Origin of the sequence: Pseudomonas mosselii, assembly GCF_003205295.1 — a bacterium.
GTDB classification, from domain to species: Bacteria; Pseudomonadota; Gammaproteobacteria; order Pseudomonadales; family Pseudomonadaceae; genus Aquipseudomonas; species Aquipseudomonas mosselii_B.
Genome location: NZ_QJRP01000028.1, coordinates 21,220 through 47,928 on the forward strand (window position 1 = coordinate 21,220; position 26,709 = coordinate 47,928).

Genomic DNA, 26,709 nt, shown 5'->3' on the forward strand with positions numbered 1-26,709 from the left:
ACCCGTGGATCATGGAGTGTCCGAATGCGCCGATGGCTGGTGACGATGCTGGCGCTGTCCGTGGCCACTCTGGCGCGGGCCGAGCCCTTGCCGAGTTTCCTCAACAGCAACGAGACCGAGCGCCGCCTGCCCACGCCGAACCTGCCGGTGGACGCCTATCGCCCCGGCCCCGCCGGCCTGCGCGTACCCAGCGTGGACAGCGCACGCCAATCGCCGCTGCTGATGAGCACGCGGGTGGCGGTGCGCAAGGTGCGCTTTGAGGGCGGTACCGTCTACCCCCTGAGCGACCTGCGCGAGCACTACCAGCCGCTGATCGGCCGCGAGGTGACCCTCGCCGAACTGATCGAGGTCACCCGCCGCCTCACCCAGCGCTACCAGCAGGATGGCTACCTGCTGTCGTACGCCTACCTGCCGCCCCAGGACTTCGTCGAGGGTCGGGTGCGGGTAGTGCTGGTGGAAGGCTATATCCACGACTATCAGGTCGAGGGCGATATCGGTGCGGCGCGGGCTTACCTGGACCAGCTGATGGAGCGCCTCAAGGCCGAGCGTCCGCTGACCCGCGAGAGCTTCGAGCGCTATACCAGCCTGGCCGGGCGCATCCCCGGGGTGACCTTCCAGGCCCAGGTGCCGCCCCCGGCCACCACCGATGGCGCGACCCGGCTGCTGGCCCAGGTCTCGCGCAAACCGTTTACCACCACCCTGAGCCTCAATGACGGCAGCCGCGACGACCTGCAGGCGCTGCTCGGCGCCAGCAGCAACGCGCAGACCCGTTTTGCCGAGCAACTGAGCGCCAGCGTGCTGGTGCCGCCGGGCGAGGACAAGGAGCATTACTACCGCCTCGACTACAGCCAGTTCCTCGATGCCGAGGGCTCGAAGCTGCTGTTGTCGGCCTCGCGCTACCGCAGCGATCCCAAGGCGCGCATCCGCCTGGACAACGGCATCGACCTGACCCAGCACCGTGAGAACGAACGCTACTCGGTGGGCATCAGCCAGTCGTTGATCGCTTCGCCCAGCGAGTGGCTGGAGGTGGTGGGTCGCTTCTATGTGGTCAACGACCGCATCGACTACCAGGTGGTGGGTTTCCCGCAGCGTCTGGACAGCGAGACCGATATTCGCGCGCTGTCCTTCGAGGGCGACTGGCGCAAGGCCGAGGCGCGGCGCCTGCGCATCCTCAGTGCCGGCGTCTACCAGGGCCTCGACCGGCTGGGGGCGAACACCAATGCCGACTACGACCTGGACTTCCTGCGCCTGCGGCTGTCGGGGGTGCAGAGCGACAACTTCACCGACAACTGGCAGGGCGTGGCATCGGCGGCCGTCTACTGGAGCAACGACAGCCTGCCCGACAGCGAGCGGGCGGTGTTCGGTGGGCAGAACTTCGGGCGTGGCTACCCCAGCGACCAGGGCTCGGGTGACAAGGGCTGGGGGCTGGCCTACGAACTCAATTACAGCTTCCACCGCGACGGTGGATGGCTCAAGGTCGTGCAGCCTTACGTGGCGCTCGACACGGCGCGGGCCTGGTTCAACGAGCTGGACGTGAGGGACGCGAAGATGTCATCGGCGGCGCTGGGGCTGCGGTTTGGCGATATGCGCTACTACAACATCGCGGTCGAGGTGGCCAAGCCGATGTCGGACATCGCCCTGGACAGCTTCAACCGGCGGCCACGGCTGAACCTGAGTTTCAGTTATCAGCTGTAGGAGATCACACAGCCTTTCCGGGCTGCGCTGTCGCGCAGGGAACTGTTATCTCTGTGGGAGCGGGTTTACCCGCGAAGAATCCAGCGCGGTGTATGGCACCGGCTCCGCCGGTGTTCGCGGGTAAACCCGCTCCCACAGGGTCAAGCAAAATCAATGGGTTACGTGTTGTCCCATTGGGACGCCAGCTATTTAACGGCCTGCATCAACGGCTTGGGAAACAGGTTCTCCAGCGTCTCGAGCAGGCGCGCGTGGTAGATCGGCTTGCGGAACAGGTCGAGCACCTGCAGCCGCAGAAGATCGCTGACATCGTCCATGTCGGCATGTCCGGACATGACGATTACCGGCAGGTGCTGGCGCGCGGTGTGGTCGCGCAGACGCTGCACCAGGCTCAGGCCGCTCTCCTCGGGCATGCGCAGGTCGGTGATCACCAGGGCGACGTCGGGGTGGCGGGTCAGTTGCTGCAGGGCGCCGCGCACCGAGGTGGCGGTGTGGCAACAGAAACCCTCGTTCTCCAGCAGTTCGGCCAGCTCCAGCAGGGCCTCTTCCTCGTCGTCCACCAGCAGGATCTGTTGACGCAAGGAAGAGGTCGGCATGGTCGGCTCCTGGCAGTGGGACTACACGTCATGCAGGTGCTGCGCGATCACTGGGTGATCGCGGTCTTGATGGTGGTCATGATGGCCGACACCTCGGTCGAGATCGGCGTGACGAAGCCGGCCAGCACCACCGCCACCATGGCCGCGATCACCGCGTATTCGATACCGGAGGCGCCGTCCTTGCGCTGGAGGAAAGCCTTCACATGGATGAGGATCTGTTGCAGCAGCATGGCACTACTCCTTGCGCTCGATGGGCGCCGGTCGGCGGGGCTTGATAAGTGATACCCCTTTGCCATCAGAGCATCGCCAAGCCGTGGCGACCTGCAAATGTAAGAAAGCATTAATCCAAAAGTATTGGTTGTAATTGGCGGTGCTAAGTTTTTGTTTTGCCGACGCGTCAATTTCATGGCTCTAAAAATGCGGTGCAGGTAATGGCGAAAGATAGCGGCTCAGCTACCGTCCAATAGCGAAATAGTTACCTTTTGCCATCATTGGTTTCGGGCGTAGGGGAGAGCGCAGATGAGCAGTCGCCTGACCATGATCCTCGCCGGCCTGTTCCTGATCGCGGCCTTGCTCGCCGGATACTGGGGCCTGCGCCTGAGCCGTCCGGCCGAGCCGGCGCCGGCGCCATTGGCACCCCCAAGCGAAGCGGCGATCCCCGCCGCGCCCGTCCCTGCTGCACCGCCTGAGCCGCCGCGTTCGCCCATCGTGGTGCTGCGCAGGGCGGTGCCGGCCAACACCCCCCTGGGTGAGGACGACGTGCTGGTCGAGCGCCTGCAGGTGGTGCCGGCCGGCGCCTTCCAGCAACTCGACCAGGTGCTCGGGCGCCGCAGCACCCGGCCCCTGGCGGCGGGCAGCTGGCTGGACGAGTCGAGCTTCCAGGCCGGTGGCCCGCTGGCGCGGATGATCCGACCCCACGAGCGCGCCGTGGCCGTGGCCATCGACGATGTGAGCGGTGCCGCCGGGCAATTGCGCCCTGGCGATTTTGTCGATGTGCTGCTGTTCCTGCGCGAGGAGAACAACAACCCGCAGTCTTCCGCCCAGGTGGTGCTGCCGGCCCTGCGCGTGCTCAGCGTCGACCAGCAGACCGGGTTGGCCAACGACGGGCGCCCGGCGCAGACGGCCGAAGAACAGAAAGCCCGCCGCGACCAGCAATCGCTGAACAGCAACACCACCCGCACCGTGGGTCTGGCCGTGCCCGAGGCCCTGGCAAGCCGGCTGATGCTGGCGGCCCAGGCCGGGACCTTGCGCCTGGCGGTGCGCAGCGCCGATGAACAATTGCTGGCGGCCTACTGGTCCGGCCAGGCCGCCAGTGCGCAACTGGAGAGCGCCAACCGCGATCTCTATCGCTTCAGCCAGCTGTCCCAGGTGCCGCTGGCCAGCCAGGCTGCCGCCGCGGTGGCCGGCGCGCCGACCATGCAGATCATCCGCGGTGCGCAGAACGGCGACAACAACAAGACTCCCTGAACCGGCAAGGATGCGATCCATGCGTAGTTCTTTGCGTGTTACTCCACGAGGCGAATGGCTGGCCCCGGCGCTGCTGGCCCTGGCCCTGCTCGCACCCACGGCGCAGGCGGCCAAGGGTTGCGCGGCGTTTGGCCAGTTGCCGTCGGTGATCGAGATGGACCAGGGTTTGCAGCAGGAGCTGCGCCTGCCGGTGGCCATCACCCGGGCGGCGGTGGGCGAGCCCAAGGTGGCCGATGTGCAGCCCAGCGGCGAGCGCGCCGTGCTGTTGACGGCGGTGGGGCAGGGCAGCACGAGCCTGATGCTGTGGACCGACTGCGCCGCGCAGCCGCACCGGGCCATGTTGTTCGTCAAGGGCCGGGCCAGCGCCGACATGACGGAAACGGCGCAGCTGCCCTCCGCCCAGGAAGACCTGCCGGTACAGGTGCAGGCCGACATCCGCTTCGTCGAGGTGCGCCGCCTCAAGTACAAGGAGGCCGGTGCGCGGCTGTTCTTCAAGGGCTCGAACAACAGCTTGATCGGCTCACCCGGCACCGTGCCCGACACGGTGGTACGGCCTGGCTACGTGCCGAGCACCGCCAGCGTGCCGAGCTCGGCCAACTACGCCGACGCACGGCCCGGCATCCCCCTCGACAACAGCGTTTTCAATATCGTCTGGGGCGGTGGCAGCAGCCGTTTCCTGGCGATGATCAACGCCCTGGAGAACAGCGGCTTCGCCTACACCCTGGCGCGCCCCAGCCTCACCGTGCTGAGCGGGCTGACCGCAAGCTTCCTGGCCGGTGGCGAGATCCCCATCCCGGTGCCCAGCAGCGGCAGTGACAACGTATCAATCGAGTACAAGGAGTTCGGCGTGCGCCTGGCGCTGACCCCCACGGTGGTCAGCCGCAACCGCATCACTTTGAAGGTCGCTCCCGAGGTCAGCGAGCTGGACTTCAACAATTCGGTGGTCATCGCCGGCACCCGGGTGCCGGGGCTCAGCGTGCGGCGCACCGACACCAGCATCTCCCTGGCCGATGGCGAGAGTTTCATCATCAGCGGCCTGATCAGCAGCAACGTGCGATCGAACGTGGACAAGATGCCGGGGCTGGGCAACCTGCCGATCATCGGCGCGTTCTTTCGCCAGTCGGCGCTCAACCGCGAGGAGACCGAACTGCTGATGATCGTCACCCCGCACCTGGTCCAGCCGCTGGCCGCCAATGCGCGCCTGCCGGAGCTGCCGGGCGAGGCGCTGCGCACCTACGACCCCAGCTGGGGACGCCTGTTCTTCATGGAAAACGGCAACTTCGAAGGCCGTGGCGGGTTGTCCCAATGAATGAAAGCCTGAACCAGACCTACCTGGCCCTGACCCGCACCGACGAGGACCTGCACTGGCTGCAGGGCGCGCTGACGCCGCTGGGGCAGGTGATCGGCGCCAGCAGCCCGAACCTCGACGAGCTGCTGGCGCTGGTCGACATGACCTTCAGCAACCTGGTGTTCATCGGTCTGGACCGCGAGCAACTGATCGGCCAGTGCGCGTTGATCGAGGGCATGCTCGAAGCCAAGCCGATGCTGGCCATCGTCGCCCTCGGCGACGGCATGGACAACCAGCTGGTGCTGCACGCCATGCGCGCCGGCGCCCGCGACTTCGTCGCCTATGGCTCTCGGGCCAGCGAGGTGGCCGGGCTGGTGCGGCGTCTGGGCAAGCGCCTGCCGACGGCCACCAGCAATCCCAGCCTGGGCGGCCTGACCGTGCTCTTCGGCACCCAGCGCGGCGCCGACGGCGCGCTGCTTACCACCCACCTGGCGCGGGTGGTGCAGGACAGCGGCCAGCAGACCCTGCTGCTCGACCTCGGCCTGCCCCGGGGCGATAGCCTGGCGCTGCTGGGCCTTGAGGCCTCGTTCCATTTCGGCGATGCCCTGCGCCACCTGCGCCGGCTCGACGCGACCCTGATCGACAGCGCCTTCACCCGCGACAAGGGCGGCTTGCGCATCCTTGCCTACGCCGACAACGACGAGGCCCTGGAACAGTCCAGCGCCGCCGAGCTGTACATGCTGCTCAGCGCCTTGCGCCAACACTTCCAGCACATCGTCGTGAACCTCACCGGCCAGGCCGACAGCGAGGCCCTGCGCACCATCGTCAGCCACTGCGACAAGCTGATCGTCTACACCGACCAGAACATCCTCGACTGCCGGCGCAACCTGGACGTGCTCGAACAGTGGCGCGACCGTGGCATCAAGCTCGAGCACGCCAGCCTGCTGGTGGACCGCTACCTGCGCCATGTGGCGCCGGATGCCGATGCCCTGGCCAAACGCTACGGGCTGGCCCTGCTCAAGGTCATGCCCTACAGCCCGGAGGTGCGCTTGAACGCCAAGAACCAGGGCCTGAGTCTGTTCGAGCTGGCCCCGCGCGAAGGCCTGACCCAGGCCCTGCGCGGCCTGGGCGAACGCCTGGCGCAGCGCTCGGAAACCCTGGCACCGTCTGGCCAGACCTGGCTCAACCGGCTATGGGGCAACCGATGAGCAACGAAGAACCCTTTGGCGGGCCGCGCCATGCGGCCAGCGATCCGCAGGTGCTCAAGCGCGCCCTGCACCGGCATGTCATCGACGCCATCGAGGACAGCGGCCGCAACCTGCTCGAAGGGGCGCGTCCGGTACTGGCGCAGTTCGTCCTCGAACAGGTGGGCGACTACGTAGCACGCCTGCGCCTGGCCCTGTCGCGCTACGAGATGGAACGTCTGGCCGAAGAGATCGTCGACGAGCTGACCGGTTATGGTCCGCTGGAGGTGCTGCTGCGCGACCCGAGTGTCACCGAGATCCTGGTCAACGGCCCGTACCGGGTGTTTGTAGAGCGGGCGGGGCTGCTGCAGCAGACCGACCTGCGCTTCATCGACGCGCACCATGTCGAGCGAGTGATGCAGCGCATTCTCGCGCCCCTCGGGCGGCGCCTGGACGAGTCGTCGCCGATGGTCGATGCGCGCATGCCCGACGGCAGCCGGGTCAACGCGATCATCCCGCCGGTGGCCCTGGACGGGCCTTGCCTGTCGATCCGCAAGTTCCGCCAGGACATGCTCAAGAGCGCCGACCTGCTGGCCACCCGGGCCATCGACCAGCCGATCTACGACTTCCTCGAACGCGCCGTGGGCCGACGCTGCAATATCCTGGTCAGCGGCGGCACCGGCACCGGCAAGACCACGTTGCTCAATATCCTCAGCCAGATGATCGCGCCCCAGGAGCGCCTGGTGACCATCGAGGACGTGGCCGAACTGCAGCTGCACCACCCGCATGTGGTGCGCCTGGAGACCCGCCCGCCGAATGCCGAGGGCCACGGTGAGATCAAGGCCAGCGAGCTGATCCGCAACGCCCTGCGCATGCGCCCCGACCGCATCATCCTCGGCGAGATCCGCGGCGCCGAGGTGCTCGACGTGATGACCGCGATGAACACCGGCCACGACGGCTCGATGAGCACGGTGCACGCCAACACCGCCCAGGACGCGCTGCTGCGCCTGGAAACCCTGGTCGGCCTGACGGGCCGGCAGGTGGCCGAGAAGACCCTGCGGCAGATGATCTGCGCGGCGCTGGATGTGGTGATCCAGCTGACCCGCCTGGCCGATGGCCGGCGCTGCGTCAGCGAGGTGCTGGAAGTGGTTGGCGTGCGCGACGATGTGTACGTCACCAACACCCTGTTCCGCCTGGACCGGCGCAGCGGCGATGGCTTCCTGCGCGAGGCGCCGAACCCTGCGGGGAGCAAGCTGCGCCACGAGGGCGTGCTGTGATGGGCCCGCTGCTGCTGGCACTGTCGCCCTTGTGCCTGGGCATGGCGCTGCTGCTGTTGCGCCTGGGCCTGTACAAGCGCGGCGAGGAACGCATCCTCGAGCGTCTGGGCCGGGCCTACCGTGCCGTGCGCAGCGCCAATGCCCGGCGCGACTGGCTTGACCCGCTGCTGCAAAGGGCGGGGCTGGGCCATGCCGATTTTTCCCCGCGGCCGTGGTTGCTCGGCTGGCTGGTGCTGACCCTGCTCGCCGGCCTGCTGGCAGGCTGGGTGGCAGCGTTGATGGTGTTGTTCGGCCTGCCCTTGCTCGGTCACTTCTATCTGACCTGGCGCTGTCGGCGGCGGCTGCAGCAGATCGTCCAGCAACTGCCCGGCCTGCTCGACTACAGCGTGCGCAGCCTCAAGGCCGGTCGCACCTTGAACGAGGCGGTGCTCGGTGGCGTCGACAGCACCCGCGAGCCACTGCGTTCGGCAATGCTGCGGGTGCGGCGCAACGTGCAGCTGGGCGTACCGCTGGAGGATGCGGTCAACGAATTCGCAGAACTGTATGGCCAGGCCGAACTGCGCATGTTCGCCCTGGGCCTGCGCATCAACCAGCGTCATGGCGGCAATGCCAGCGAGTTGATGGAGAACCTGATAAAGCTGATCCGCGAACACGAGCAGGGCGACCGGCAACTGCGCGCCATGACCGGCGAAACGCGCATTACCGCGTGGATCCTCGGCGCGCTGCCGTTGGCCATGGTCGGCTACTTCCTGTTCGCCAATCCCACCTATCTGTTGGCCATGTGGCACGACCGCAGCGGGCAACTGATGCTGCTGTTCGCCTTTGCCCTGCAGGCCGTCGGCTGCCTGGTGCTGTGGCGCATGATGAGGAGCCTGTGACCATGGCCTTGTTGCTCTGTGCGCTGTTCCTGTTCGCCGCCTTTGTGCTGCTGGCCTTGCAGGTCGCCCAGCAATGGCGGGCCCGTCAGCGGGTGGCGCGACGCCTGCTGGGGCGACTGGCCCCTGACGAGCGGCTTGGCGACTGGCTGCAGTGGCTGGGCAGCAGCCCGCTGGGGCGGCGCCTGCAACGGCTGGACGGCGAGACCCAGGCGCTGCTCGACCGCCTGGGCTGGCGGCGCAGCCGGCAACGGGCGTTGTTCGCCGCCGTGCAGTTGGGTTTGCCGCTGCTGGCGGTGGGCGTGGCGCTGCTGTTGGCCCATGGCCTGCCCGGGGAGAACCGTGGGCACTGGGGCGTGCTGGTGCTCTGCGCGATGGGCGCGGGCTACCTGCTGCCCAAGCGCCTGCTGGTGCTGGCGGCGGCGCGGCGTCAGCGGCAGATCGCCCAGGAGGTGAGCCTGCTGATCCCGTTGCTGCGCATCCTCTTCGAAACCGGGTTGGCGGTGGAGCAGGCCCTGCGGGTGCTGGCCCATGAAGGCCGCAGCCTGGTGCCGAACATCAGTGAAGAATTGCGCCTGGTCCTGCAGCGGGTCGATTCCGGCCTGGCCCTGGGCCCTGAGCTGGAAAAGACCGCGCGCCTGCTGGCGGTGGACGAGTTGATCGACACTTGCGTCATTCTCCAGCAGCTGCTGGTGCAGGGCAGTGGTTCGATGAAATCGCTGCTCGCGCTCAAGGAACTGCTCGACGACCGGCGCCTGACCGGCTTGCAGGAGCGGGTGTCGAAGATGTCGGCGAAGATGTCGGCGGTGATGATGGTGTTCCTGTTCCCGGCGTTGCTGATCGTCCTGGCCGGGCCAGGTTTTTCCGCGCTGGCGCGGGCCTTGGGATCATGAGGGAGAAACGGACATGAAAGCGATCCTGACGTTCATCGGCCTGTTGCTGCTCACCGGCTGCGCCGGCCAGCCTCCCGAGGGCCTGTCCCGCCTGCTCGGTGGCGGCACCTGCAGCAAGCCCGATGCCGACCAGCAACTGAGCCTGGACATGGCCGACCAGATGATCGGCGAGGGGCGCCCGCACGCCGGCCTGGCGCACCTGGAACAGTTGCCCGAAACCCTCGACCAGGTCCGCCTGCGCAAGGCCAAGGTGCTGCGCCTGCTCGGGCGCGGCGAGGCCGAGCCGCTCTACCGCAGCCTGCTCGGCGGCTGCCTGGCCGCCGAGGGCGAGCACGGCCTGGGCCAGCTGGCCTCGGCCCGTGGTGACGACGTCCAGGCCCTGCGCAACCTGCAGCGGGCGGCACGCCTGGCACCCACCGACGAGAAGGTGCGCAACGACCTGGGCGTGGTGCAGATGAACCTGGGCAACCACGAACAGGCGCGCTTCGAGTTCCTCACCGCCATCGAGCTCAAGGATGACAACGCGCTACCGGCAGTGAACCTGGTGACCCTGTCGCTGGTGCAGGACAACTGGCGCCAGGCGGAGGACCTGGTCAATCGCCTGCGCCTGAAGCCCGAGCAGTTCGCCGAGGCCCAGGCCCGGGCACAGCGCATCAGGTCCAACGGGCGCGGCCCGCTGGCGGCGACCGAATCCTCGGCCGCGGCCATCAACTGATCGGGAGGTGATCATGTTCAAGCCCTGGATCGTCCTGGCCTGCCTGGCCGCGCCGCTGCTGGCCCAGGCCGAAGAACCACCGCGCCAGCCGCGCCCGCAGACCGCCACCGAAGCCCTGCTGCAGGTGCAGGCGAGCAATCGCCAGGCGTCCAGCGTGCGCCAGGAGCAGACCGACAAGGAACGAGACCAGGCCATGCAGCGCTGGCTGGACAGCTACAAGTATGCGATTCCTGACTTCTACCGCTGGACCAAGATCAGTTCGTCGAACAATTGAGAACCTACAGCTGTGGCGCGATGCCTGTGGGAGCGGCCTTGCGTCGCGAAAGGGCTGCGCAGCAGCCCCCAGCAATTTTGATGGTGGCTCGGAATCTGGGGCCGCTGCGCGCCCCTTTCCGACCGGTCCGACGCCTTGGCAAGGCCGCTCCCACAGAGGGACAGTTCCCTGCGCGAAAGCGCAGCCCGGAAAGGCTGGGCGATCTCCTACAGAGATGCGGTACTCACAAGATCAATGCGTGGTAAACCGCTGATGCACCGGCGACGAACGCGGGGTCAACGCCAGCGCCAGCTGCGTGCGGTTGTGCATGTGGGTCAGGCGCAGCACCTGCGACACGTACAGCTTCACCGTGTTCTCGGTGATGCCCAGTTCGCAGGCGATCTGGTAGTTGGTCTTGCCCTTGCTCACCAGCCGGGCCACCTCAAGCTGGCGCGGTGACAGCTTCTCGAAGGCGGCGGGCAGCTCCGCCTCGCCGTCCTCGGCGTCGCTAGCGCGGCGGTGGGTGCCCTGGCCACGGGCTTTTTCCAGGTCCTGGTAGAGGTCATCGATGGATTCGGCCAGCTCCTGCAGGCGCTGGTTGAGGCTGCCCAGCTCGCGGAAGTTGCGGCGCCGTTCGAGCAGCGCCGCTTCCTGGCGGCGCACCCCTTCGAGCAGTTCGTCCAGGTCCATGGGTTTCTGGTAGTAGTCGGCAAAGCCCTCGCGCAAGGCGCGGATCACGTCCTGCTTGTCGGCGCGGCCGGTCAGCATGATCGCCTCGAACATGCGCTGCGGCCCGGTGATCTGCTTGAGGGTGCGGACCAGCTCGATGCCATCGCGCTCGGGCATGTGCAGGTCGCAGAGGATCAGGCCGATGGTCTCGTCGGCCTTGAAGCAGTCGATGGCCTGCCCGGTGGAATGGGCGGGTACACAACGGTAGCCCTCGCTTTCGAGGAATTCGCACAACTCTTCGACGATCACTGGCTGGTCGTCGACCACCAGCACTTTCACCTCACTGACAGATTTATTCACGATCAACTCCCTGTTGTATCGGCTCTGCTCCCGGGCCAGACGCTCTGGCAGGTAGAAAAGTAGTCGCACTTTGCAATTATGTACATGCGCCTTGTCCGTCGAAGCGGCCCACCGGTCGGTTATTGGATCCAGACGGCCGTCAGCAGGAAGCCGGCCAGCACGTAGGGGGCAAAGGGCTGCTTGTCGCCGACCTGTTCGGCCAGCGCCTGCAGGCGCTTTTTCACCTTGGGATTGAGCAGGGTCCACAGGCGTCGCCGGCCGAACATCCAGGCCAGCACGGTGACCCCGGCGCCGATGAAGGTGCCGAGCACGTACTGCGGGCTGGTGGCCAGGGCCAGGGCGCCCATCAGCTTGACGTCGCCGGCGCCGAAGCGGCCGAGCATGTAGCCGGGCAGGGTGAGCAGCATGACGATGGCCAGGGCCCAGCCGGCCTCGCTTGCCTCGGCGCCAATCCAGCTGCGTCCGGTGGCGAACAGCCAGGCCAGGGCGCATGCCGCGACCCCGAGGGTCAGGGCATTGGAGATTTGCCGTTCACGGACATCTTGTTCGGTGCACAAGGCAAGCCACATCAGGAGAACAATGCTTTGCATTGGCAAATTGCCATCCCTATTCGTTGAACGGTTCTATGCTTTCAGACAGGTCTCACAGTCAGGGTAGACGCGATCATGAAGGCAGGCCCGGCGGGACAGCAAAAAGGCGCGGCAGCCATCGAGTTTGTCGCGGTATTCATGGTGTTTTTCGCGGTGTTCTACGGGTTGGTCAGCTACGCCCTGCCGATGCTTATGCTGCAGTCGTTCAACCAGGCCAGCAGCGAGGCGGTGCGCCGCTGCGTGGCCGTGGACCCGACCAGCCAGACCTTTGAGCTGGACGTGCAGGGGCTGGCCCGCCAGGTGATCGGCCAGCAATTGGCGTGGATGCCCGACGCGTTGGGGTTCAACGTGCTCACCGACACCCGGGTCACGGTTGGAGTGGACAAGGTGCTCACGGTGGTGATCGACTACCCGCGCTCGCGCCTGACGCGGGTGCTGCCGACCCTGGTGCTGCCGGTGGTGGGTGACGTACCTAAGCTGCCCGCGCGGCTGCAGGCCCAGGCGAGCCTGCAACTGTGAGTGGTAGCCTGTTCGATCGCTGGTTCGCCGCGCCGGCCCCGTCCCAGACGCCCGAAGTGGCGCCGGCCATTGGCCTGCAGCTGTGGCTCGACGACCAGGCGCGGGTGCTGCGCCTGGGCGGTCCGCTGCGCAGTTTGTTGGCCTTGCCCGGACAGGCGGGGGCGCGGGTGCACGACTACCTGGAGCGGCACAGCTGGCTGGTGCTCGAAGGGCAGCCCGCCGACTGGCAGGGGCAGCCCCTGGACCTGGACTTTCACACCGTCATGGGCCACGCGCTGCACACCCGTGGCTGGCTGCAGCGGCACGAGCAGGGCTGGATGCTGCAGTTGTTCGATATCGGCGACCTGCTGCGCGAACAGCGTTGGGACCGTCAGCGGCCCTTGCTCGGTGAGATCGGCCATGCCCTGCGCGAGTGCGGCAGCGAACGCCTGGCGCAGACGACCCGCGAGCAGTTGCACAGCCTGGCCGAGCACTGGCAGGCGGCCGCGCTGCGGCTGATGCTGCGCGAGCCGGGAGGCTGGCGCCACTATGCCAGCAGCGACCAGGCCTGGCCCTGGCCCGACGATCGCAAGTTGGGGGACCGCCTGGACCGCTGGCCGGCCCATACCTTGATCGAAGTCGATGATGACCCAGAGCTGCTTGCCCTGTGCGGCGGCGCGTCGCTGTTCCTGGTGCCCTACCGGCAGGGCCTGGAGGCCGAGGCCTGGATGCTGTGCGCCGGCGCACGGCAGGCGCCTGCGGTCGACATGGCCCTGGCCCTGGTGCGGACCTTGACCGAGCCGCTGCTGGTGCGCCATCGCCGCCAGCAATTGCAACACCAGGCCCATCACCTCGACGACCTGCAGCGGCAATTGGGCGCGGGGTGGTGGGAGTGGCCGGCGGAGGGTGAGTTGCAGCTGGATCCGGCCCTGGCGGCGAACCTCGGGCTGCCGAATCGGGCCAGCCTCGGTCAATGGCTGGCCCGCCTGCACCCGGCGGACCGCGAACCGGCGCAACTGGCCTTGGACCAAGCCCGTGGCGGGCAAACCCTGAGCCTGAGCGTGCGTCTGCCGGACAGCGCCCCCCAGGCACCGCCGCGCTGGTTCCATTGGGCCGGCCAGGGCCAGGGCGGCCGACTGCGTGGCTTTCTGCTCGATATCAGCGCCCTCAAGGCCCAGGAGCAGCAGGCCGGCGCGGCCCGTGCCCGCCTGGAGAACCTGATCGCCCGCTCACCCGCGGTGATCTACGTGCAGCGCTATGCCGAAGGCGCGCTGCACAGCGACTTCTACAGCGCCAGCCTGGCGCCGTTGCTGGGCTGGGCGGCCGACAGCGAGCAGGCCCGCCAGCCGGGCCTGGCGGTGCATCCGGACGACCGCCCGCTGTGGCTCGAGCGCACCCGCAGCCTGTTGCGCGATGGTCTGGTGCGTTGCCGCTATCGCCTGCGCGATCACCTCGGTGGCTATCACTGGATGCTCGACGAGGCTCGCCTGTTGCGTGATGACCTCGGCCAGCCGCTGGAGGTGGTCGGCTTGTGGCTGGACGTCAGCGAGGCCACCGAGGCCGCCGAGCGCATGCGCCAGAGCGAGGAGCGCTACCGCGTACTGGTGGAGGACTCGCCGGCGATGATCTGCCGCTATCGCCCGGACCTGACCGTATTGTTCGGCAACCGACCCTTGGGCGATTACCTGGGCTGCACGCCTGAGCAGTTGCAGGGTGCCGACCTTGGGCAGTGGCTGTCTGCCGGCCAGCGCGAGGCCTTTCTCCTGCGCCTGCGGGCGCTGACCCCGGAGCAGCCGGTGAGCAGCGCGGAGATCTGCCTGCAACTGCCCGGCCGCGAGCACGCCTGGTGGGTCTGGGCCGACCGTGGCTTGTTCGACGCCGACGGCAACCTGCTGGAGGTCCAGGCCGTGGGGCGCGACAACACCGAGGTGCGGCGCAGCCAGCAGCAATTGCTGCAGGGCGCGAAGATGGCGACCCTCGGCGAGCTGGCCACCGGCCTGCTGCACGAGATCAACCAGCCGCTCAACGTGATGCGCATGGCGGTCGCCAACACCCTCAAGCGCCTGGAGAACGGCGCCGCCGATCAGGCCTACCTGCAGGACAAGCTGCGCCGTATCGAGGCCCAGGTCGAGCGCGCCGCCCGACTGGTCGACCATATGCGGGTGTATGGCCGGCGCTCGGCGGTCGAGCGCGAGTGCTTCGCCGCCTGGGCCGCGGTGGAAGGCGCCGGGGCGTTGCTCGAGGAAGGCCTGCGCGGCAAGGGCGTGACGCTGCGCCTGGAACCGCCGGAGGCCTTGGCGCAGGTGCTCGGGCACCAGGACCAGCTGGAACAGGTGCTGATCAACCTGATGGTCAACGCACGTGACGCCTTGCTGGAAAAGCAGGTGGCACAGCCGTGGATCCGGGTACGCCAGGCGCTGCATGGCGGATGCTTATGGCTGCTGGTGGAGGACAACGCCGGCGGGATCGATCCGCAGTTGCACGAGCGGATCTTCGAACCCTTCTTCACCACCAAGCCGGCCGGGGTCGGCACCGGGCTGGGCCTGTCGGTCAGCCATGGCATCGTCAGCCAGATGGGAGGCCGCCTGAGCGTGGACAACGGCGCCGACGGCGCGTGCTTGCGGGTCGAGCTGCCCCTTCACAGCACCAGTTGAGCGTGGCCGCTGGCGCAACTGAGGTTGGTGCCGACCTGGGCGTCGAGCAGGTCGATGCCGAGCACCTTGAGCAAGCCGTTGACCAGGGGATCGAGCAGGGGGCCGAGCAGGTTCTTGATGACCGGTTCGAGGATGTTCTTCACCCCGTCCAGCAGTCCGGCGGTGAGCACCAGCACCTGGCCGAGGCCGCCATTGCCGGTGGGCTTGTAGGCTTCCAGGTGGATGCCCGCCAGGGTGTCGGACAGGCTCGCCACCACCTGGGCCTGGTCGCTGTCCATGGGTTGGTAGGCAGGTTCCTGGCCGATTTCGGTCGGGGCGTGGGCGCCGCTGAACAGCAGTGTCTTTTCGACCGGGCCATTGCCCAGCAGCTTGCTGTCCACCCGCAGGCCTATGCCACCGCCGGCATAGGGCACCCGTGTGCCGCAGGACGGCGGCAGGATCAGCAGGCGGCTGCAGACATTGGTGCCGATATCGATGACCGGCAGGGCCTTGACCACGGTGGTGCCGTTGCTGAGGAAGTCCGCCGGGGAATCGAACCTGCCGATGGCGATCTTCGCCGCCGAGCGCTGGGTGAGGGTGGTCAGGCTTTTCGGGGTGCAGGTGTAGTTGTCGGGTGGTGCCGGGCGCAGGCGGCTGCTGCCTTCGGCCACTTCGATGCCGATATCGATATGCACCTGGCCGTCCAGCAGCTTGATGTCGCTGACCTTGCACGGAATGCCCAGGGCGCAGGTCAGCGACTGCACGGTGCCCAGCAGGTTCAGGCTGAGCAGGTTGTTGAGCACATTGGTCAGTGGCGCGGCCAGGTCCAGCACGGCGTTGAGCAGCCCGGCGATGCCGCTCAGCAGGGGCAGGTCGAGTGACACCAACGCGCGGATCTGGGCGGTATGAATGCGCAGCTCGTCCGTGCGCGGGTCGCCCACCGCCGAGATCTGCGGGGGCTCGATCACCCGCAGTTGCACGCGGCCATTGACCAGCCCGAGCACATTGATCGGCAGGTTGGCGTTGACCGCGTGCTCGCTGGCCGCCAGCTGGATCACCCCTTGCACCAGTTGCAGCAGCTGGATGCTGGCGTCAAGACCGGCCTGGGCCGTGCCGTTCTGCAGGTCGAGCAGATCGCCCAGTTGCAGGCCGCCCACCGGCAGGTCCGCTGCCAGCTTGCCCAGGTTGGTTATCACATCGACGGCGGCGCCGCTTTGCTGCAGCACCTTGACCGCGGCCTGCAGCAGCACGGTGGCGCTGGTGTCGGCATTGAGCAGTTGCTGGTAGTCGCCGATATCCAGGTGCAGGTCCACGGCCAGCTGGTCGAGGTACTTCAACAGGTCGAGCTGGGTGTTGGCGATGCCCTGCCAGCCCAGCACATCGAGCTGCGCCGAGCCGCCCAGGGCCTTGAGCAGGGCGTTGAGCACCGAACCCTGGGTCGAGTTGACGGTGGCCAGGGTGGTGCGGATGCTCAGCCGCGCCTGGGGCGCTCTTGGGCTGCCGGCCACCGCGCTGGCGCGCAGCGTGGTGGTGCGGGCGATGGCCCCGCCCTGGACCAGCGCGTATACCCCACCGGCGACGCTGGTGCTGACCACGTTGCTGACCTCGACCTTGATCGCCTCGTTGCGCGCGTTGTCGGCGTTGAAGGTGCGCAGGTTGTCGATGCCGGTGCGCAGGTAGCCACAGCTGGCGATCAGTGGATTGAAGGGTGAGTGGCCGTTGCGGGTGGCCGCGGTGCGGGCCAGGGTGGACGCCTGCGGGCCGCTGCCGCCGCAGACTCCGCCGTGCTCGGCGGCCTCCAGCGCGGCCATGTCGGCGATGCGCTGCAGCTTGCGTTGCTCGAGGTAGAGGCGGCCGCTGTCGACGGTCAGGAGCATGAACACCAGGGCCAGGCCCATGGTCAGCGCGGCCATCAGGCCGATCGCGCCGCGTTGGCGCACAGCGGAACGAGGAACCACGGGCACTCCTTTGCCGGCCTGTGGCCCGGCAGCGCGGCGGCGGTGCAAGGAGTGTAGTCAAGGTGATGGCAAGTTGCCTTGCCTGCTGTACGCGATCTCTGTAGGAGCGGCCTTGCGCCGCTCCTACAGGGGCACGCGCAGGCCTCAATGCGGCGGGTAGTTGCTCAACACCTGGGTCACGGTCTTCTGGATCGCCGCGTTGCGCTCCTGCGGGCTGGGCGGGTAGTTGTTCATGATCTGCTCGGCGCTGCCGCGCCATACCAGTTTGCCGTCACGTCCGTCGAACAGGTCGACCTGGATGGTCGCCACCTTGTAGTCGACGCTGCGCGTCTCGTTGTACATCGGTCCGCCCCAGTAACCGCCCCAGTAGCCACCCCAGGCACCGCCGTAGTTGGTGGTGATCTGCTGCTGGCGGTCCTCGACGATCAGGTAGGCGCGCACCTTCACATCCGCCCGGGCATTGCCCTGGACCGGGCGCAGGCCGCGCTGGTCGAGCTGGCCGGCAACCGCCTGGCGGATGCGCTGCTCGGTCAGGTCGCTCTTGATCCGCGGGTCGTCCGGGCGATATTGCAGGCCCGGCTCCTGCCAGGCCCAGCTGCGGTAGGCGGCGAAATCGCGGCTGGCATCGAAGTCGTGCTGCACGTTGTTGCTCGAACAGGCGGCCAGCAGCAGGGCGAAGGACAGTAGAACGAGACGGCGCAACATGATGGTTCTCCGTTGAACGTTAGCTGGGAGGATAGCCGTTCATCGCCTTGCTCACCGACTCGCGCAGGGCGCCTTCGCGTTCACGCGGCGAGTCCTTGTCGCTGCCGCTTTCGGCGCTGGCGCTCCACACCGGCTGGCCGTTGCGGGCATCGAAGAGGTCGATGCGCACCACCATCACTTCGACTTCGTAGGTGCGCACGATCGGCACGCTGGCGTAGCCGCCATAGCCGTTGCGGTAGCCACCGTAGCCGACGCTACCGTAGGGGTAGGGGCCGTAGTAGGGATCGTAGTCGTAGTCGCGCACCTGGCGCAGGCGCCGTTCCAGGCGTACGTCGGCGCTGACCAGCAGGTCGGCGGGGGCATTGTGGGCCGGGCGCAGGCCGTGCTGGTCGAGGGCGCCGCTCACCGCGTCGGCCAGCTGGCCCGGCGTCGCGTTGACCAGGCCTCCGGGTGGCTGGTTGTTGCGCCAGCTCCAGCTGCGATAACGGCCGTAATCGCGTACCGGCGCGGGATAGGCGCTGGCATCGAAGGTCCTGGCGGCCTGGTGCGGCGCTGGTGGCAGCGGCTTGCCGCTGGCGACATAGGGGTTGCTGCCCTGGCAGGCGGCCAGGGCGAGGGGGAGCAAGGCCAGGCAGAGCAGACGATACGGCATGGATCCTCCTGGCAAGCGGGTCAGTGGGGGCGGCACATCCAGTGCAGGTAGCGGCCCAGGCCGGCGAAGCTGGGATGGCGGCGGTGCGCCAGTTCCATCTCCAGCAGATCGAGCAGCTCGGCCTTGTCCTGGAACTCCTTGGGCATGTAGTCGTGGAATACCCGTACGCCGCTCTCGCTTTCGACCTTCCACAGAGCTTCAAGTTGCGCCTTGAGCTCGCGCGGATCAAGTGGTTTCTGTGGCGTGAGACTCTGCTTTTCACCGGCCAGGCGATTGTGCCGCAGCTTGCGGAAATGCCCCTTGAGCAGGTTGCGGTAGACCAGCGCGTCGCGGTTGTAGAAGGCCAGCGACAACCAGCCTCCCGGCGCGGTCAGTTGATGCAGGACCGGCAGGATGCTCTCGGGCTCGGCCAGCCATTCGAGCACCGCGTGGCACAGCACCAGGTCGTAGGGTTCGGTGAGCTGGCCGAGCAGGTCCTGCCAGGGCGCCTGGATGAAGGTCGCCTGCTGGCCGGCTTCGGCGAAGCGCGCGCGGGCGCCGTCGAGCATCGGCGCGGCGGGTTCGGCGAGGGTCACCTGGTGGCCGCGCTGGGCCAGCCACAGGGCCATGTGGCCGAGGCCCGCGCCAATGTCGAGCACCCGCAGCGGACGGTCGGGCAGGGCTTCGGCCAGGTCGGCCTGGAGCACCGCCAGGCGGATGGCGCCCTTGGCGCCGCCGTAGATCTTCTCGGCGAAGCGGCTGGCCAGTTCATCGAAGTGACGGTCGTTCATTTGCCGAAGCGCCTCTCGCTGTCGGCGAGCTTGGCCCGCACCACCTCGTCCATGTCCAGGCCCAATTCGCTGCACAGCAGCAACAGGTAAAGGACGATATCGCCCACTTCCTGACCGGCATGGACGAGTTTGTCGGCGGGCAGCTGGCGGGACTGGTCCTCGCTCAGCCACTGGAAGATCTCTATCAGTTCAGCCATTTCGACGCTGGCGGCCATGGCCAGGTTCTTCGGGCTGTGGAACACCCGCCAGTCGTTGGTGTCGCGGATGCGGTGCAGGCGTTCGGTCAGTTCTTGCAGGTTCATCGGGGTCTCCTCGTGGCGCATAGCTTCCGGCGAGGTGCCTTGCAAAGCAAGCCCGATCAGAGCGTGCGCCAGCTGCCGAGCATATGCAGCAGCCCGCCGTGGCCATCCAGGCGCAGCTCGCCGCTCGGCCCCGCCTCGCTGGCGCTCAGTATCACCTCCGAAGGCAGGCGCACCGGCTTGTGGAAGTCCACCGCGAAGGCATACCCGGCCTTGGGCAGGTGCCCCTGCAATGCCGCCAGCGCCATGGCCTTGCTCCACATGCCGTGGGCGATGGCCCTGGGGAAGCCGAACAGGCGCGCGGTAAGGCTGCTCAGGTGGATCGGGTTGTAGTCGCCGCAGACCCTGGCGTAGCGCCGGCCGATGTCGCCGTCGGCATACCAGCGGGTGGCCTCGGGCAGAGCGGCGGGCGTCGTCTCGGCCAGGTCCGCGGCCGGCGCGTCGAGCTTGAGTCCGCGCACCAGCATGCGGCTGGTCTCGCGCCAGAGCAGGCCAAGGCCGTCCTCGGCCTCGGTCACCAGGTCGAAGGTGCCGCCCTTTTCATGAGGTTGCAGGTTGTCGGCATACACCGCGAAGCGCAGCCCGTCGATGCCGCCCAGGGGGCGCAGCACCTGCAGGCTGTTGTGCAGGTGCACCAGCCCCAGCAGCGGGAAGGGAAATGCCTCGGCGGTGAGCAACTGCAGTTGCAAGCTGAAGGCCATGATGTGCGGGTAGGTACCCGGCAGGCGGCCGTCGTCGGCGAAGTGGCAGAGCCGGCGATAGGCCGCCAGGTTGGCGGGGTCGACCCGCAACAGGCAGCGCAGGCCCTGATCCGGCAGCTGGCTGCCACGGATCTTGCGTTTGCCGAGGGCGCGCAGGTACAGGTTCGGCCGCGAGTCGGGGCTGTGCAGGTCGTGCCAGGGTCGGGTCATGGTCAGGCTCCCATCAAGGCCTGGCCGCAGACCCGCAGGGCCTGGCCATTGACCGTGCCCGAGCCCGGCTGGCTGAGCCAGGCGATGGCTTCGGCGACGTCCTGCGGCAAGCCGCCCTGGCCCAGCGAACTCAGGCGCCGACCGGCTTCGCGCAGGCCCATGGGCATGGCCGCGGTCATGTGGGTCTCGATGAAGCCCGGCGCCACGGCGTTGATGCTGGCGCCCTGCTCGGCCAGGCGTGGCCCCCAGGCCTGGGCGAAGCCGATCAGCCCGGCCTTGCTGGCCGCGTAGTTCGACTGGCCGCGGTTGCCGGCGATGCCGCTGACCGAAGCGAGCAGGGTAATGCGCGCATCCCTGTGCAGCTTGCCGCCCTCGAACAGCGCCTCGGTCAGCACCTGGGGCGCCTTGAGGTTGACGGCCAGCACCGCGTCCCAGTACTCCGGGGTCATGTTGGCGAGGGTCTTGTCGCGGGTGATGCCGGCGTTGTGCACGACGATATCCAGGCCTTGGGGCAGGGCTTCGAGCAGTTGCGCGGCGGCATCGGCGGCGCAGATGTCCAGCGCCAGGGCGCGGCCGCCCAGGCGTGCGGCGAGGGCGTCGAGGTCGCGCTGGGCCTGGGGCACGTCGAGCAGTGTCACCTCGGCGCCGTCCCGGGCCAGGGTTTCGGCAATCGCCGCGCCGATGCCCCGGGCGGCGCCGGTGACCAGCGCGTGACGGCCGGCCAGCGGCCGGGTCCAGTCCTGCACCTGGGCGGCGCAGGGCGCCAGGCGCAGGACCTGGCCGGAAACGAACGCGCTCTTGGGCGAAAGGAAGAACCGCAGCGCGCCCTCGAGCTGGCTTTCGGCGCCTTCGGCGACATACAGCAGGTTGGCCGTGGCGCCATTACGCAGTTCCTTGGCCAGCGAGCGGCTGAAGCCTTCAAGGGCCCGCTGGGCGACGCTGGCCTGCGCATCGACCACGGCTTCTGGCGCACGCCCCAGGATCACCACGTGGGCGCTGGAGGCCAGGCTGCGCAGCAGGGGTTGGAAAAATTCGCGCAACTGCTTGAGGGCATCGCTGTCGGACAGGTGACTGGCATCGAACACCACCGCCTTGAGCTTCGGCCCGAGACCCGCGACCCAGGCGGGGGCCTCGAGCGCTTCGCTGCCGAAGCCGTAGCAGTCGGCCGTCAGACGCGGGGCGATCGCCGCCACCTGGCGTGCCAGCGGCCCGCCGCCCAGCACCAGCGCGCCCTCGATGGGGCGCAGGCGTCCGGCCTGCCAGCGCTCCAGCGGCACCGGGCGGGGCAGGCCGAGGGCGTCGACCAGTTTTCGTCCGAGGGTGGAGTTGGCAAAGCCCAGATAGCGGTCGCTCATGTACGGTTCTCCCTGAAGGCAAGCATGCAAGTGTGGACCAAGTTTGTGGCAGGGTCGTTCGAATGCGCGAAAAGAACCTAGGCTTAAGGATCAAATTGTTTCAGGAGGAACACGCATGCAGTCAATTCGCCGGGTCGCGATCCTGGGGGGCAACCGGATTCCCTTCGCCCGCTCCAACGGCGCCTACGCCAAGGCCAGCAACCAGGCGATGCTCACGGCGGCCCTCGAGGGCCTGGTGGAGCGTTACCGGCTGCACGGCCTGCGCCTGGGTGAGGTGGCGGCGGGCGCGGTGCTCAAGCATTCGCGTGACATGAACCTGACCCGCGAGTGCGTGCTCGGCTCGAGGTTGTCGCCGCAGACCCCGGCCTACGACATCCAGCAGGCCTGCGGCACCGGCCTGGAAGCGGCGTTGCTGGTGGCCAACAAGATCGCCCTGGGGCAGATCGACAGTGGCATCGCTGGGGGCGTCGACACCACCTCGGACGCGCCCATTGCGGTGAGCGAAGGGCTGCGGCAGATCCTGCTGCAGGCCAACCGCGGCAAGAGCCTCGGCGAGCGTCTCAAGCCCTTTTTGAAACTGCGCCCGGGCCTGCTCAAGCCCGAGTTGCCGCGCAATGGCGAGCCACGCACGGGGCTGTCGATGGGCGAGCATTGCGAGCGCATGGCGCAGACCTGGCAGATCGGCCGTGAGGAGCAGGATGAACTGGCCCTGCTCAGCCATCAGCACCTGGCGGCGTCCTACCGTGAAGGCTGGCACGACGACCTGCTCACGCCCTACCTTGGCCTGACCCGGGACAACAACTTGCGCGCCGACCTGACCCTGGAGCAGTTGGCCAAGCTAAAGCCGGTGTTCGAGCGCAGTGGCCTGGGCACGCTCACGCCGGGCAACTCCACGCCGCTGACCGATGGCGCCTCGCTGGTGCTGCTCGGCAGCGAAGCCTGGGCCGAGGCACAGGGGCTGAAGGTGCAGGCCTACCTGGTGGACGGCGAGGCGGCGGCGGTCGATTTCGTCCACGGCCAGGAGGGCCTGCTGATGGCGCCGGTGTATGCGGTGCCGCGGCTGCTGGCGCGCAATGGCCTGACCTTGCAGGATTTCGACTTCTACGAGATCCACGAAGCCTTCGCCGCCCAGGTGCTGTGCACCCTCAAGGCCTGGGAGGATGCGGACTACTGCCGCACGCGCCTGGGGCTCGAAGGGCCATTGGGGGCGATCGATCGCGCCAGGCTGAACGTGAAGGGCAGCTCGCTGGCCGCGGGGCATCCGTTCGCGGCGACGGGAGGGCGGATACTGGCGAACATGGCCAAGCTGCTCAGCGAGCGTGGCAAGGGGCGTGGCCTGATCTCGATCTGCGCGGCGGGCGGGCAGGGGGTGACGGCGATCGTCGAACGTTAGCCTGCGATGGCTGGTACCCTTGTCCGACCCGAGACACCAGGCCTTAGCATGTCGATCACCGGACCGCGTCCCATCCCTGCCCTGGACCACCTGCCCAGGCCGCTCTACGCCCGTGCCGAGAGCCTGGGAGCCGGGTCCTGGACCACCCGTCACCAGCATGACTGGGTGCAGTTCTCCTATGCCATCAGTGGCGTGCTCGGCGTCTACACCAGCGACGGCAGCTATTTCGCCCCGCCGCAGTGGGGTGTGTGGATCCCGGCCGGCACCGAGCACGAAGTGCTGACCTCGATGCAGGCCGAGATGCGCAGCCTGTACGTGCGCCGCGACGCCTGCCCCTGGGCGCTGGGCGAATGCCGGGTATTGGAAGTCACGCCGCTGGCGCGGGAGCTGATCAAGCAGTTCTGCACCTTCGCGGTGAACTACCCGGAGGGCGACAGTGCCGAGGCGCGGCTGGTGTCGGTGCTGCTGGACCAGCTGCGTACCCTGCCGCAGGTGGGCTTCTCGCTGCCGTTGCCGCGCCATCCGGGGCTGCTGGCATTGTGCAATGGGCTGATCGCCGCACCCGACCAAACCCAGACCCTGCAGCAGTGGGCGGTGCAACTCGAGGTGTCGGAAAAGACCCTGATGCGCCTGTTCCAGCGCGAGACGGGGCTGAGCTTTCGCAACTGGCGCCAGCGCATGCGCCTGCTGTCGTCGCTGGCGCTGCTGGAGGCCGGGGAGAGCGTCACCCAGGCCGCGCTGGGCTGCGGCTATGACTCGACCTCGGCCTATATCGCCGCGTTCCGCCAACTGTTCGGCGCGACCCCGGGGGAGCTGCGCCTGTAGCTGGGGCGCCGAAGGCGTTCAATGGCAGCATCCGCTGCCATTGGCCAGGTCCTTGAGAATCGGACAGTCCGGCCGGTCATCGCCCTGGCAGTGGGCCACCAGCTCGCCGAGGGTGTCGCGCAGGCTCACCAGTTCCTCGATGCGCTTGTTAAGCGCCTCGATATGCTGCATGGCCAGGGCCTTCACGTCGGCGCTGGCGCGCTGGCGGTCCTGCCACAGGGTCAGCAGCCTGGCGACTTCCTCCAGGGAAAAGCCCAGGTCGCGCGAGCGCTTGATGAATGCCAGGCTGTGCAGGTCCTCCTGCTGGTACAGCCGGTAGCCGCTTTCGCTGCGCGTGGCGGGGCGCAGCAGGCCGATGGACTCGTAGTAGCGGATCATCTTGGCGCTGAGCCCGCTGCGGCGGGCGGCCTGGCCGATATTCATGGGGCCTCCTGGTCGATGGCGGTGGGTTTCCAGGTCTTCAGCCACAGGGCGTTGCTCACCACGCTGACACTGGACAGCGCCATGGCGGCACCGGCCAGCACCGGGTTGAGGTAGCCCAGCGCGGCCAGGGGGATGCCGATCAGGTTGTAGATGAATGCCCAGAACAGGTTCTGGCGGATCTTCGCGTAGGTCTTGCGGCTGATCTCCAGGGCGGCGGGCACCAGGCGCGGATCGCCGCGCATCAGGGTGATGCCGGCCGCCTGCATGGCCACGTCGGTGCCGCCGCCCATGGCAATGCCGATGTCGGCGGCCGCCAGCGCCGGGGCATCGTTGATGCCGTCGCCGACCATGGCCACCACGCCCTGCTGCTTGAGCGCGGCCACGGTGGCGGCCTTGTCCGCCGGCAGCACTTCGGCGTGCACGTCGTCGATGCCGAGGGCCTCGGCAACCACCTTGGCGCTGCCGCGGTTGTCGCCGGTCAGCAGGTGGCTGCTGATGTGGCGCGCATGCAAGGCGGCGATGGCCTGGTCGGCGCCGGGCTTGAGGCTGTCGCCAAAGGCGAACAGGCCCAGCACGCGGGGTTGGTTGCCGAGTTCGATCAGCCAGGACAAGGTACGGCCCTCGGCCTCCCAGGCCTGGGCGCTGGCAGCCAGCTCGCCCGGCACCAGTCGGCTCTCGTCGAGCAAGCGGCGGTTGCCCAGGGCCAGCTCGCGGCCGTCCACCTGGCCGGCGATGCCACGGCCGGTGAGGGACTGGCTGTCGGCCACTTGTGGTACATCAAGATGGCGTTCGGCGCAGGCGTCGAGCACCGCCTTGGCCAACGGGTGCTCGCTGCCGCGTTGCAGGGCGCCGGCCAGGCGCAGCAGTTCGTTGTCATCGCCACTGCTGGCCTGTTGGTGGACGATGCGCGGGCTGCCGGAGGTGAGGGTGCCGGTCTTGTCGAACACCACGCGGTTGACTGCATGGGCGCGCTCCAGCGCTTCGGCGTCCTTGATCAGGATGCCGTGGCGGGCGGCGACGCCGGTGCCGGCCATGATCGCGGCGGGCGTGGCCAGGCCCAGGGCGCAGGGGCAGGCGATCACCAGCACGGCGACGGCGTTGATCAGCGCTGTTTCCAGCGGTGCGCCGGCCAGCCACCAGCCGACCAGGGTGATCAGGGCCAGCACCAGTACCGCGGGGACGAACACCTGGCTGACCCGGTCGACCAGCTTCTGGATTGGCGCCTTGGCCGCCTGGGCGTCCTCGACCAGGCGGATGATGCGGGCGAGCACGGTCTCGGTGCCCAGCGCCAGGGTCTTCACCAGCAGGCGGCCCTCGCCGTTGATGGCGCCACCGGTTACCGCGTCGCCGGGCTGCTTGGGCACCGGCAGGCTTTCGCCACTGATCAGGGCCTCATCGGCATGGCTGCTGCCTTCGAGCACCTGGCCATCGACCGGGAAGCGCTCGCCGGGCTTGACCAGCACAACATCGTCGAGGCGCAGTTGGCTGATGGCAACGTCTTCCTCACGCCCGTCGATCACCCGCACGGCGCGTTCCGGGCGCAGGGCTTCCAGTGCCCGGATGGCGCTGGCGGTCTGGCGCTTGGCGCGGCTTTCCAGGTACTTGCCCAGCAGCACCAGGGCGATCACCACCGCCGAGGCTTCGAAGTACAGGTGCGGCTCCATGCCAGCGTGGGCATTGGCCCATTGGTACAGGCTCAGGCCGTAGCCGGCGCTGGTGCCCAGGGCGACCAGCAGGTCCATGTTGCCGGCACCGGCGCGCACGGCCTTCCAGGCAGCGACATAGAAGCGCGCGCCAAGGATGAACTGCACCGGTGTGGCCAGCAGGAACTGCGCCCAGGCCGGCAGCATCCAGTGCAGGCCGAAGGGCTGCACCAGCATCGGCAGCACCAGTGGCAGGGCCAGCAGCAGGGCGGCGCCGACCGCCAGGCGTTCGTTGCGCAGGCGGCGTCGGGCCTGGGCCTGGTCATCGTGGGGAGTACGCGGCAGGGTGGCGCTGTAGCCGGCCTTCTCGACCGCGGCGATCAGCGCGCCGTCGTCGACGCCCTCGAGCACTTCGAGGTGGGCGCGTTCGCTGGCCAGGTTGACGCTGACCTGCTCGACCCCCGGCAGCTTGCCGAGGGCGCGCTCGACCCGGCCGGCGCAGCTGGCGCAGGTCATGCCGCCGATCTGCAGTTCGAGGATGCGGGTGGGGACGCTGTAGCCGGCGTCGCGCACCGCGTCGACCAGCGCTGGCAGGCTGTCTGCCGGGGCCTGGACCCGGGCCTGCTCGGTGGCGAGGTTGACGCTGACGTGTTCGGTACCGGTGACCTTGCGCAGGGCGCGTTCGACCCGACCTGCGCAGCTGGCGCAGGTCATGCCGCCGATCGGCAGGTCGAAGGTGGTGGATGCGGGCATGGCTCTCTCCTCCGTGGACAGGCCTCCAGCAT

26 protein-coding genes are annotated in these 26,709 nt (G+C 68.1%); 13 read left to right on the forward strand and 13 right to left on the reverse strand.

The features are described from left to right. Positions 1 to 24: 24 nt before the first annotated feature. A complete protein-coding gene (locus tag DMX06_RS20675; RefSeq protein WP_110739116.1) occupies positions 25 to 1,695 on the forward strand; it encodes a ShlB/FhaC/HecB family hemolysin secretion/activation protein in 1,671 nt (556 codons plus the stop codon). Between the two features lie 185 nt (positions 1,696 to 1,880). Here the strand turns inward: DMX06_RS20675 and DMX06_RS20685 are convergent, their stop codons facing one another. Next, entirely contained in the window at positions 1,881 to 2,288 is a 408-nt protein-coding gene (locus tag DMX06_RS20685; RefSeq protein ID WP_110739117.1) for a response regulator, read from the reverse strand. Positions 2,289 to 2,335: 47 nt separating this feature from the next. Further along, positions 2,336 to 2,518 (reverse strand): Flp family type IVb pilin, encoded by a 183-nt coding sequence (locus tag DMX06_RS20690; RefSeq protein ID WP_062575218.1) that lies wholly within the window; start codon positions 2,516 to 2,518, stop codon positions 2,336 to 2,338. A gap of 289 nt (positions 2,519 to 2,807) precedes the next feature. Between DMX06_RS20690 and cpaB the strand changes: the two genes are divergently transcribed. From cpaB to DMX06_RS20730, 8 genes are read left to right on the forward strand one after another with little or no spacing between them, the layout of a single operon-like run. Continuing rightward, the gene (cpaB, locus tag DMX06_RS20695) at positions 2,808 to 3,755 is read left to right on the forward strand and encodes a Flp pilus assembly protein CpaB (RefSeq protein ID WP_110739118.1); all 948 of its coding nucleotides are present in this window, start codon (positions 2,808 to 2,810) and stop codon (positions 3,753 to 3,755) included. 19 nt (positions 3,756 to 3,774) lie between these two features. Beyond that, complete coding sequence (locus tag DMX06_RS20700; protein WP_110739119.1) at positions 3,775 to 5,064, forward strand: type II and III secretion system protein family protein; 1,290 nt, start codon at positions 3,775 to 3,777, stop codon at positions 5,062 to 5,064. Further along, a complete protein-coding gene (locus DMX06_RS20705) occupies positions 5,061 to 6,251 on the forward strand; it encodes a pilus assembly protein (protein WP_110739120.1) in 1,191 nt (396 codons plus the stop codon). The genes DMX06_RS20700 and DMX06_RS20705 overlap by 4 nt, the downstream gene beginning before the upstream one ends. After that, positions 6,248 to 7,504, forward strand: a complete 1,257-nt coding sequence (locus DMX06_RS20710; RefSeq protein ID WP_110739121.1) for a CpaF family protein — start codon at positions 6,248 to 6,250, stop codon at positions 7,502 to 7,504. The genes DMX06_RS20705 and DMX06_RS20710 overlap by 4 nt, the downstream gene beginning before the upstream one ends. Then, positions 7,501 to 8,382 (forward strand): type II secretion system F family protein, encoded by an 882-nt coding sequence (locus DMX06_RS20715; protein WP_110739122.1) that lies wholly within the window; start codon positions 7,501 to 7,503, stop codon positions 8,380 to 8,382. The genes DMX06_RS20710 and DMX06_RS20715 overlap by 4 nt, the downstream gene beginning before the upstream one ends. 2 nt (positions 8,383 to 8,384) lie before the next feature. Next, the gene (locus DMX06_RS20720; RefSeq protein WP_110739123.1) at positions 8,385 to 9,272 is read left to right on the forward strand and encodes a type II secretion system F family protein; all 888 of its coding nucleotides are present in this window, start codon (positions 8,385 to 8,387) and stop codon (positions 9,270 to 9,272) included. Between the two features lie 13 nt (positions 9,273 to 9,285). Continuing rightward, a complete protein-coding gene (locus DMX06_RS20725; RefSeq protein WP_110739124.1) occupies positions 9,286 to 9,987 on the forward strand; it encodes a tetratricopeptide repeat protein in 702 nt (233 codons plus the stop codon). Positions 9,988 to 10,000: 13 nt separating this feature from the next. Next, positions 10,001 to 10,261 (forward strand): DUF3613 domain-containing protein, encoded by a 261-nt coding sequence (locus DMX06_RS20730; RefSeq protein WP_110739125.1) that lies wholly within the window; start codon positions 10,001 to 10,003, stop codon positions 10,259 to 10,261. 231 nt (positions 10,262 to 10,492) lie between these two features. Here DMX06_RS20730 and DMX06_RS20735 read toward each other — a convergent pair whose 3' ends face one another. Next, on the reverse strand, positions 10,493 to 11,275 hold the full coding sequence (locus tag DMX06_RS20735) for a response regulator (protein ID WP_375538110.1): 783 nt from the start codon (positions 11,273 to 11,275) through the stop codon (positions 10,493 to 10,495). Between the two features lie 113 nt (positions 11,276 to 11,388). Next, on the reverse strand, positions 11,389 to 11,859 hold the full coding sequence (locus DMX06_RS20740) for an A24 family peptidase (RefSeq protein WP_110739127.1): 471 nt from the start codon (positions 11,857 to 11,859) through the stop codon (positions 11,389 to 11,391). Between the two features lie 75 nt (positions 11,860 to 11,934). Between DMX06_RS20740 and DMX06_RS20745 the strand changes: the two genes are divergently transcribed. Then, positions 11,935 to 12,378 carry a TadE/TadG family type IV pilus assembly protein gene (locus DMX06_RS20745; protein WP_110739128.1) on the forward strand — a complete coding sequence of 148 codons (444 nt, stop codon included), beginning with the start codon at positions 11,935 to 11,937 and terminating at the stop codon, positions 12,376 to 12,378. Beyond that, positions 12,375 to 15,011: a PAS domain-containing sensor histidine kinase gene (locus DMX06_RS20750; RefSeq protein WP_181427875.1), complete on the forward strand. Its 2,637-nt coding sequence runs from the start codon at positions 12,375 to 12,377 to the stop codon at positions 15,009 to 15,011. Before DMX06_RS20745 ends, DMX06_RS20750 begins: the two co-directional genes overlap by 4 nt. On the opposite strand, the gene DMX06_RS20755 is transcribed toward DMX06_RS20750, so the two are convergent. The 7 genes from DMX06_RS20755 to DMX06_RS20785 form a co-directional block, all read right to left on the reverse strand. After that, entirely contained in the window at positions 14,996 to 16,948 is a 1,953-nt protein-coding gene (locus DMX06_RS20755) for a pilus assembly protein TadG-related protein (RefSeq protein ID WP_258378899.1), read from the reverse strand. The two genes, DMX06_RS20750 and DMX06_RS20755, sit on opposite strands and share 16 nt — an antisense overlap. 144 nt (positions 16,949 to 17,092) lie before the next feature. Beyond that, positions 17,093 to 17,653, reverse strand: a complete 561-nt coding sequence (locus DMX06_RS20760) for a DUF4136 domain-containing protein (protein ID WP_050703622.1) — start codon at positions 17,651 to 17,653, stop codon at positions 17,093 to 17,095. Between the two features lie 19 nt (positions 17,654 to 17,672). After that, positions 17,673 to 18,305: a DUF4136 domain-containing protein gene (locus DMX06_RS20765; RefSeq protein WP_110739129.1), complete on the reverse strand. Its 633-nt coding sequence runs from the start codon at positions 18,303 to 18,305 to the stop codon at positions 17,673 to 17,675. A gap of 20 nt (positions 18,306 to 18,325) precedes the next feature. Further along, a complete protein-coding gene (locus DMX06_RS20770) occupies positions 18,326 to 19,075 on the reverse strand; it encodes a methyltransferase domain-containing protein (RefSeq protein WP_110739130.1) in 750 nt (249 codons plus the stop codon). Beyond that, complete coding sequence (locus tag DMX06_RS20775) at positions 19,072 to 19,377, reverse strand: MazG-like family protein (protein WP_110739131.1); 306 nt, start codon at positions 19,375 to 19,377, stop codon at positions 19,072 to 19,074. The genes DMX06_RS20770 and DMX06_RS20775 overlap by 4 nt, the downstream gene beginning before the upstream one ends. 56 nt (positions 19,378 to 19,433) lie before the next feature. Continuing rightward, entirely contained in the window at positions 19,434 to 20,285 is an 852-nt protein-coding gene (locus tag DMX06_RS20780; RefSeq protein ID WP_110739132.1) for a MaoC family dehydratase, read from the reverse strand. A 2-nt stretch (positions 20,286 to 20,287) separates the two neighbouring features. Continuing rightward, entirely contained in the window at positions 20,288 to 21,640 is a 1,353-nt protein-coding gene (locus DMX06_RS20785; RefSeq protein WP_110739133.1) for a 3-oxoacyl-ACP reductase, read from the reverse strand. Positions 21,641 to 21,755: 115 nt separating this feature from the next. Here DMX06_RS20785 and DMX06_RS20790 point away from each other — a divergent pair, with 115 nt between their 5' ends. Beyond that, complete coding sequence (locus tag DMX06_RS20790; RefSeq protein ID WP_110739134.1) at positions 21,756 to 23,033, forward strand: acetyl-CoA C-acetyltransferase; 1,278 nt, start codon at positions 21,756 to 21,758, stop codon at positions 23,031 to 23,033. 48 nt (positions 23,034 to 23,081) lie between these two features. Further along, a complete protein-coding gene (locus tag DMX06_RS20795; RefSeq protein WP_110739135.1) occupies positions 23,082 to 23,858 on the forward strand; it encodes an AraC family transcriptional regulator in 777 nt (258 codons plus the stop codon). Between the two features lie 18 nt (positions 23,859 to 23,876). Here the strand turns inward: DMX06_RS20795 and cueR are convergent, their stop codons facing one another. Together cueR and DMX06_RS20805 are read right to left on the reverse strand one after the other, a co-directional pair. Then, positions 23,877 to 24,281: a Cu(I)-responsive transcriptional regulator gene (cueR, locus tag DMX06_RS20800; RefSeq protein WP_050703630.1), complete on the reverse strand. Its 405-nt coding sequence runs from the start codon at positions 24,279 to 24,281 to the stop codon at positions 23,877 to 23,879. Further along, entirely contained in the window at positions 24,278 to 26,677 is a 2,400-nt protein-coding gene (locus tag DMX06_RS20805) for a heavy metal translocating P-type ATPase (RefSeq protein WP_110739136.1), read from the reverse strand. The genes cueR and DMX06_RS20805 overlap by 4 nt, the downstream gene beginning before the upstream one ends. Positions 26,678 to 26,709 lie beyond the last annotated feature (32 nt).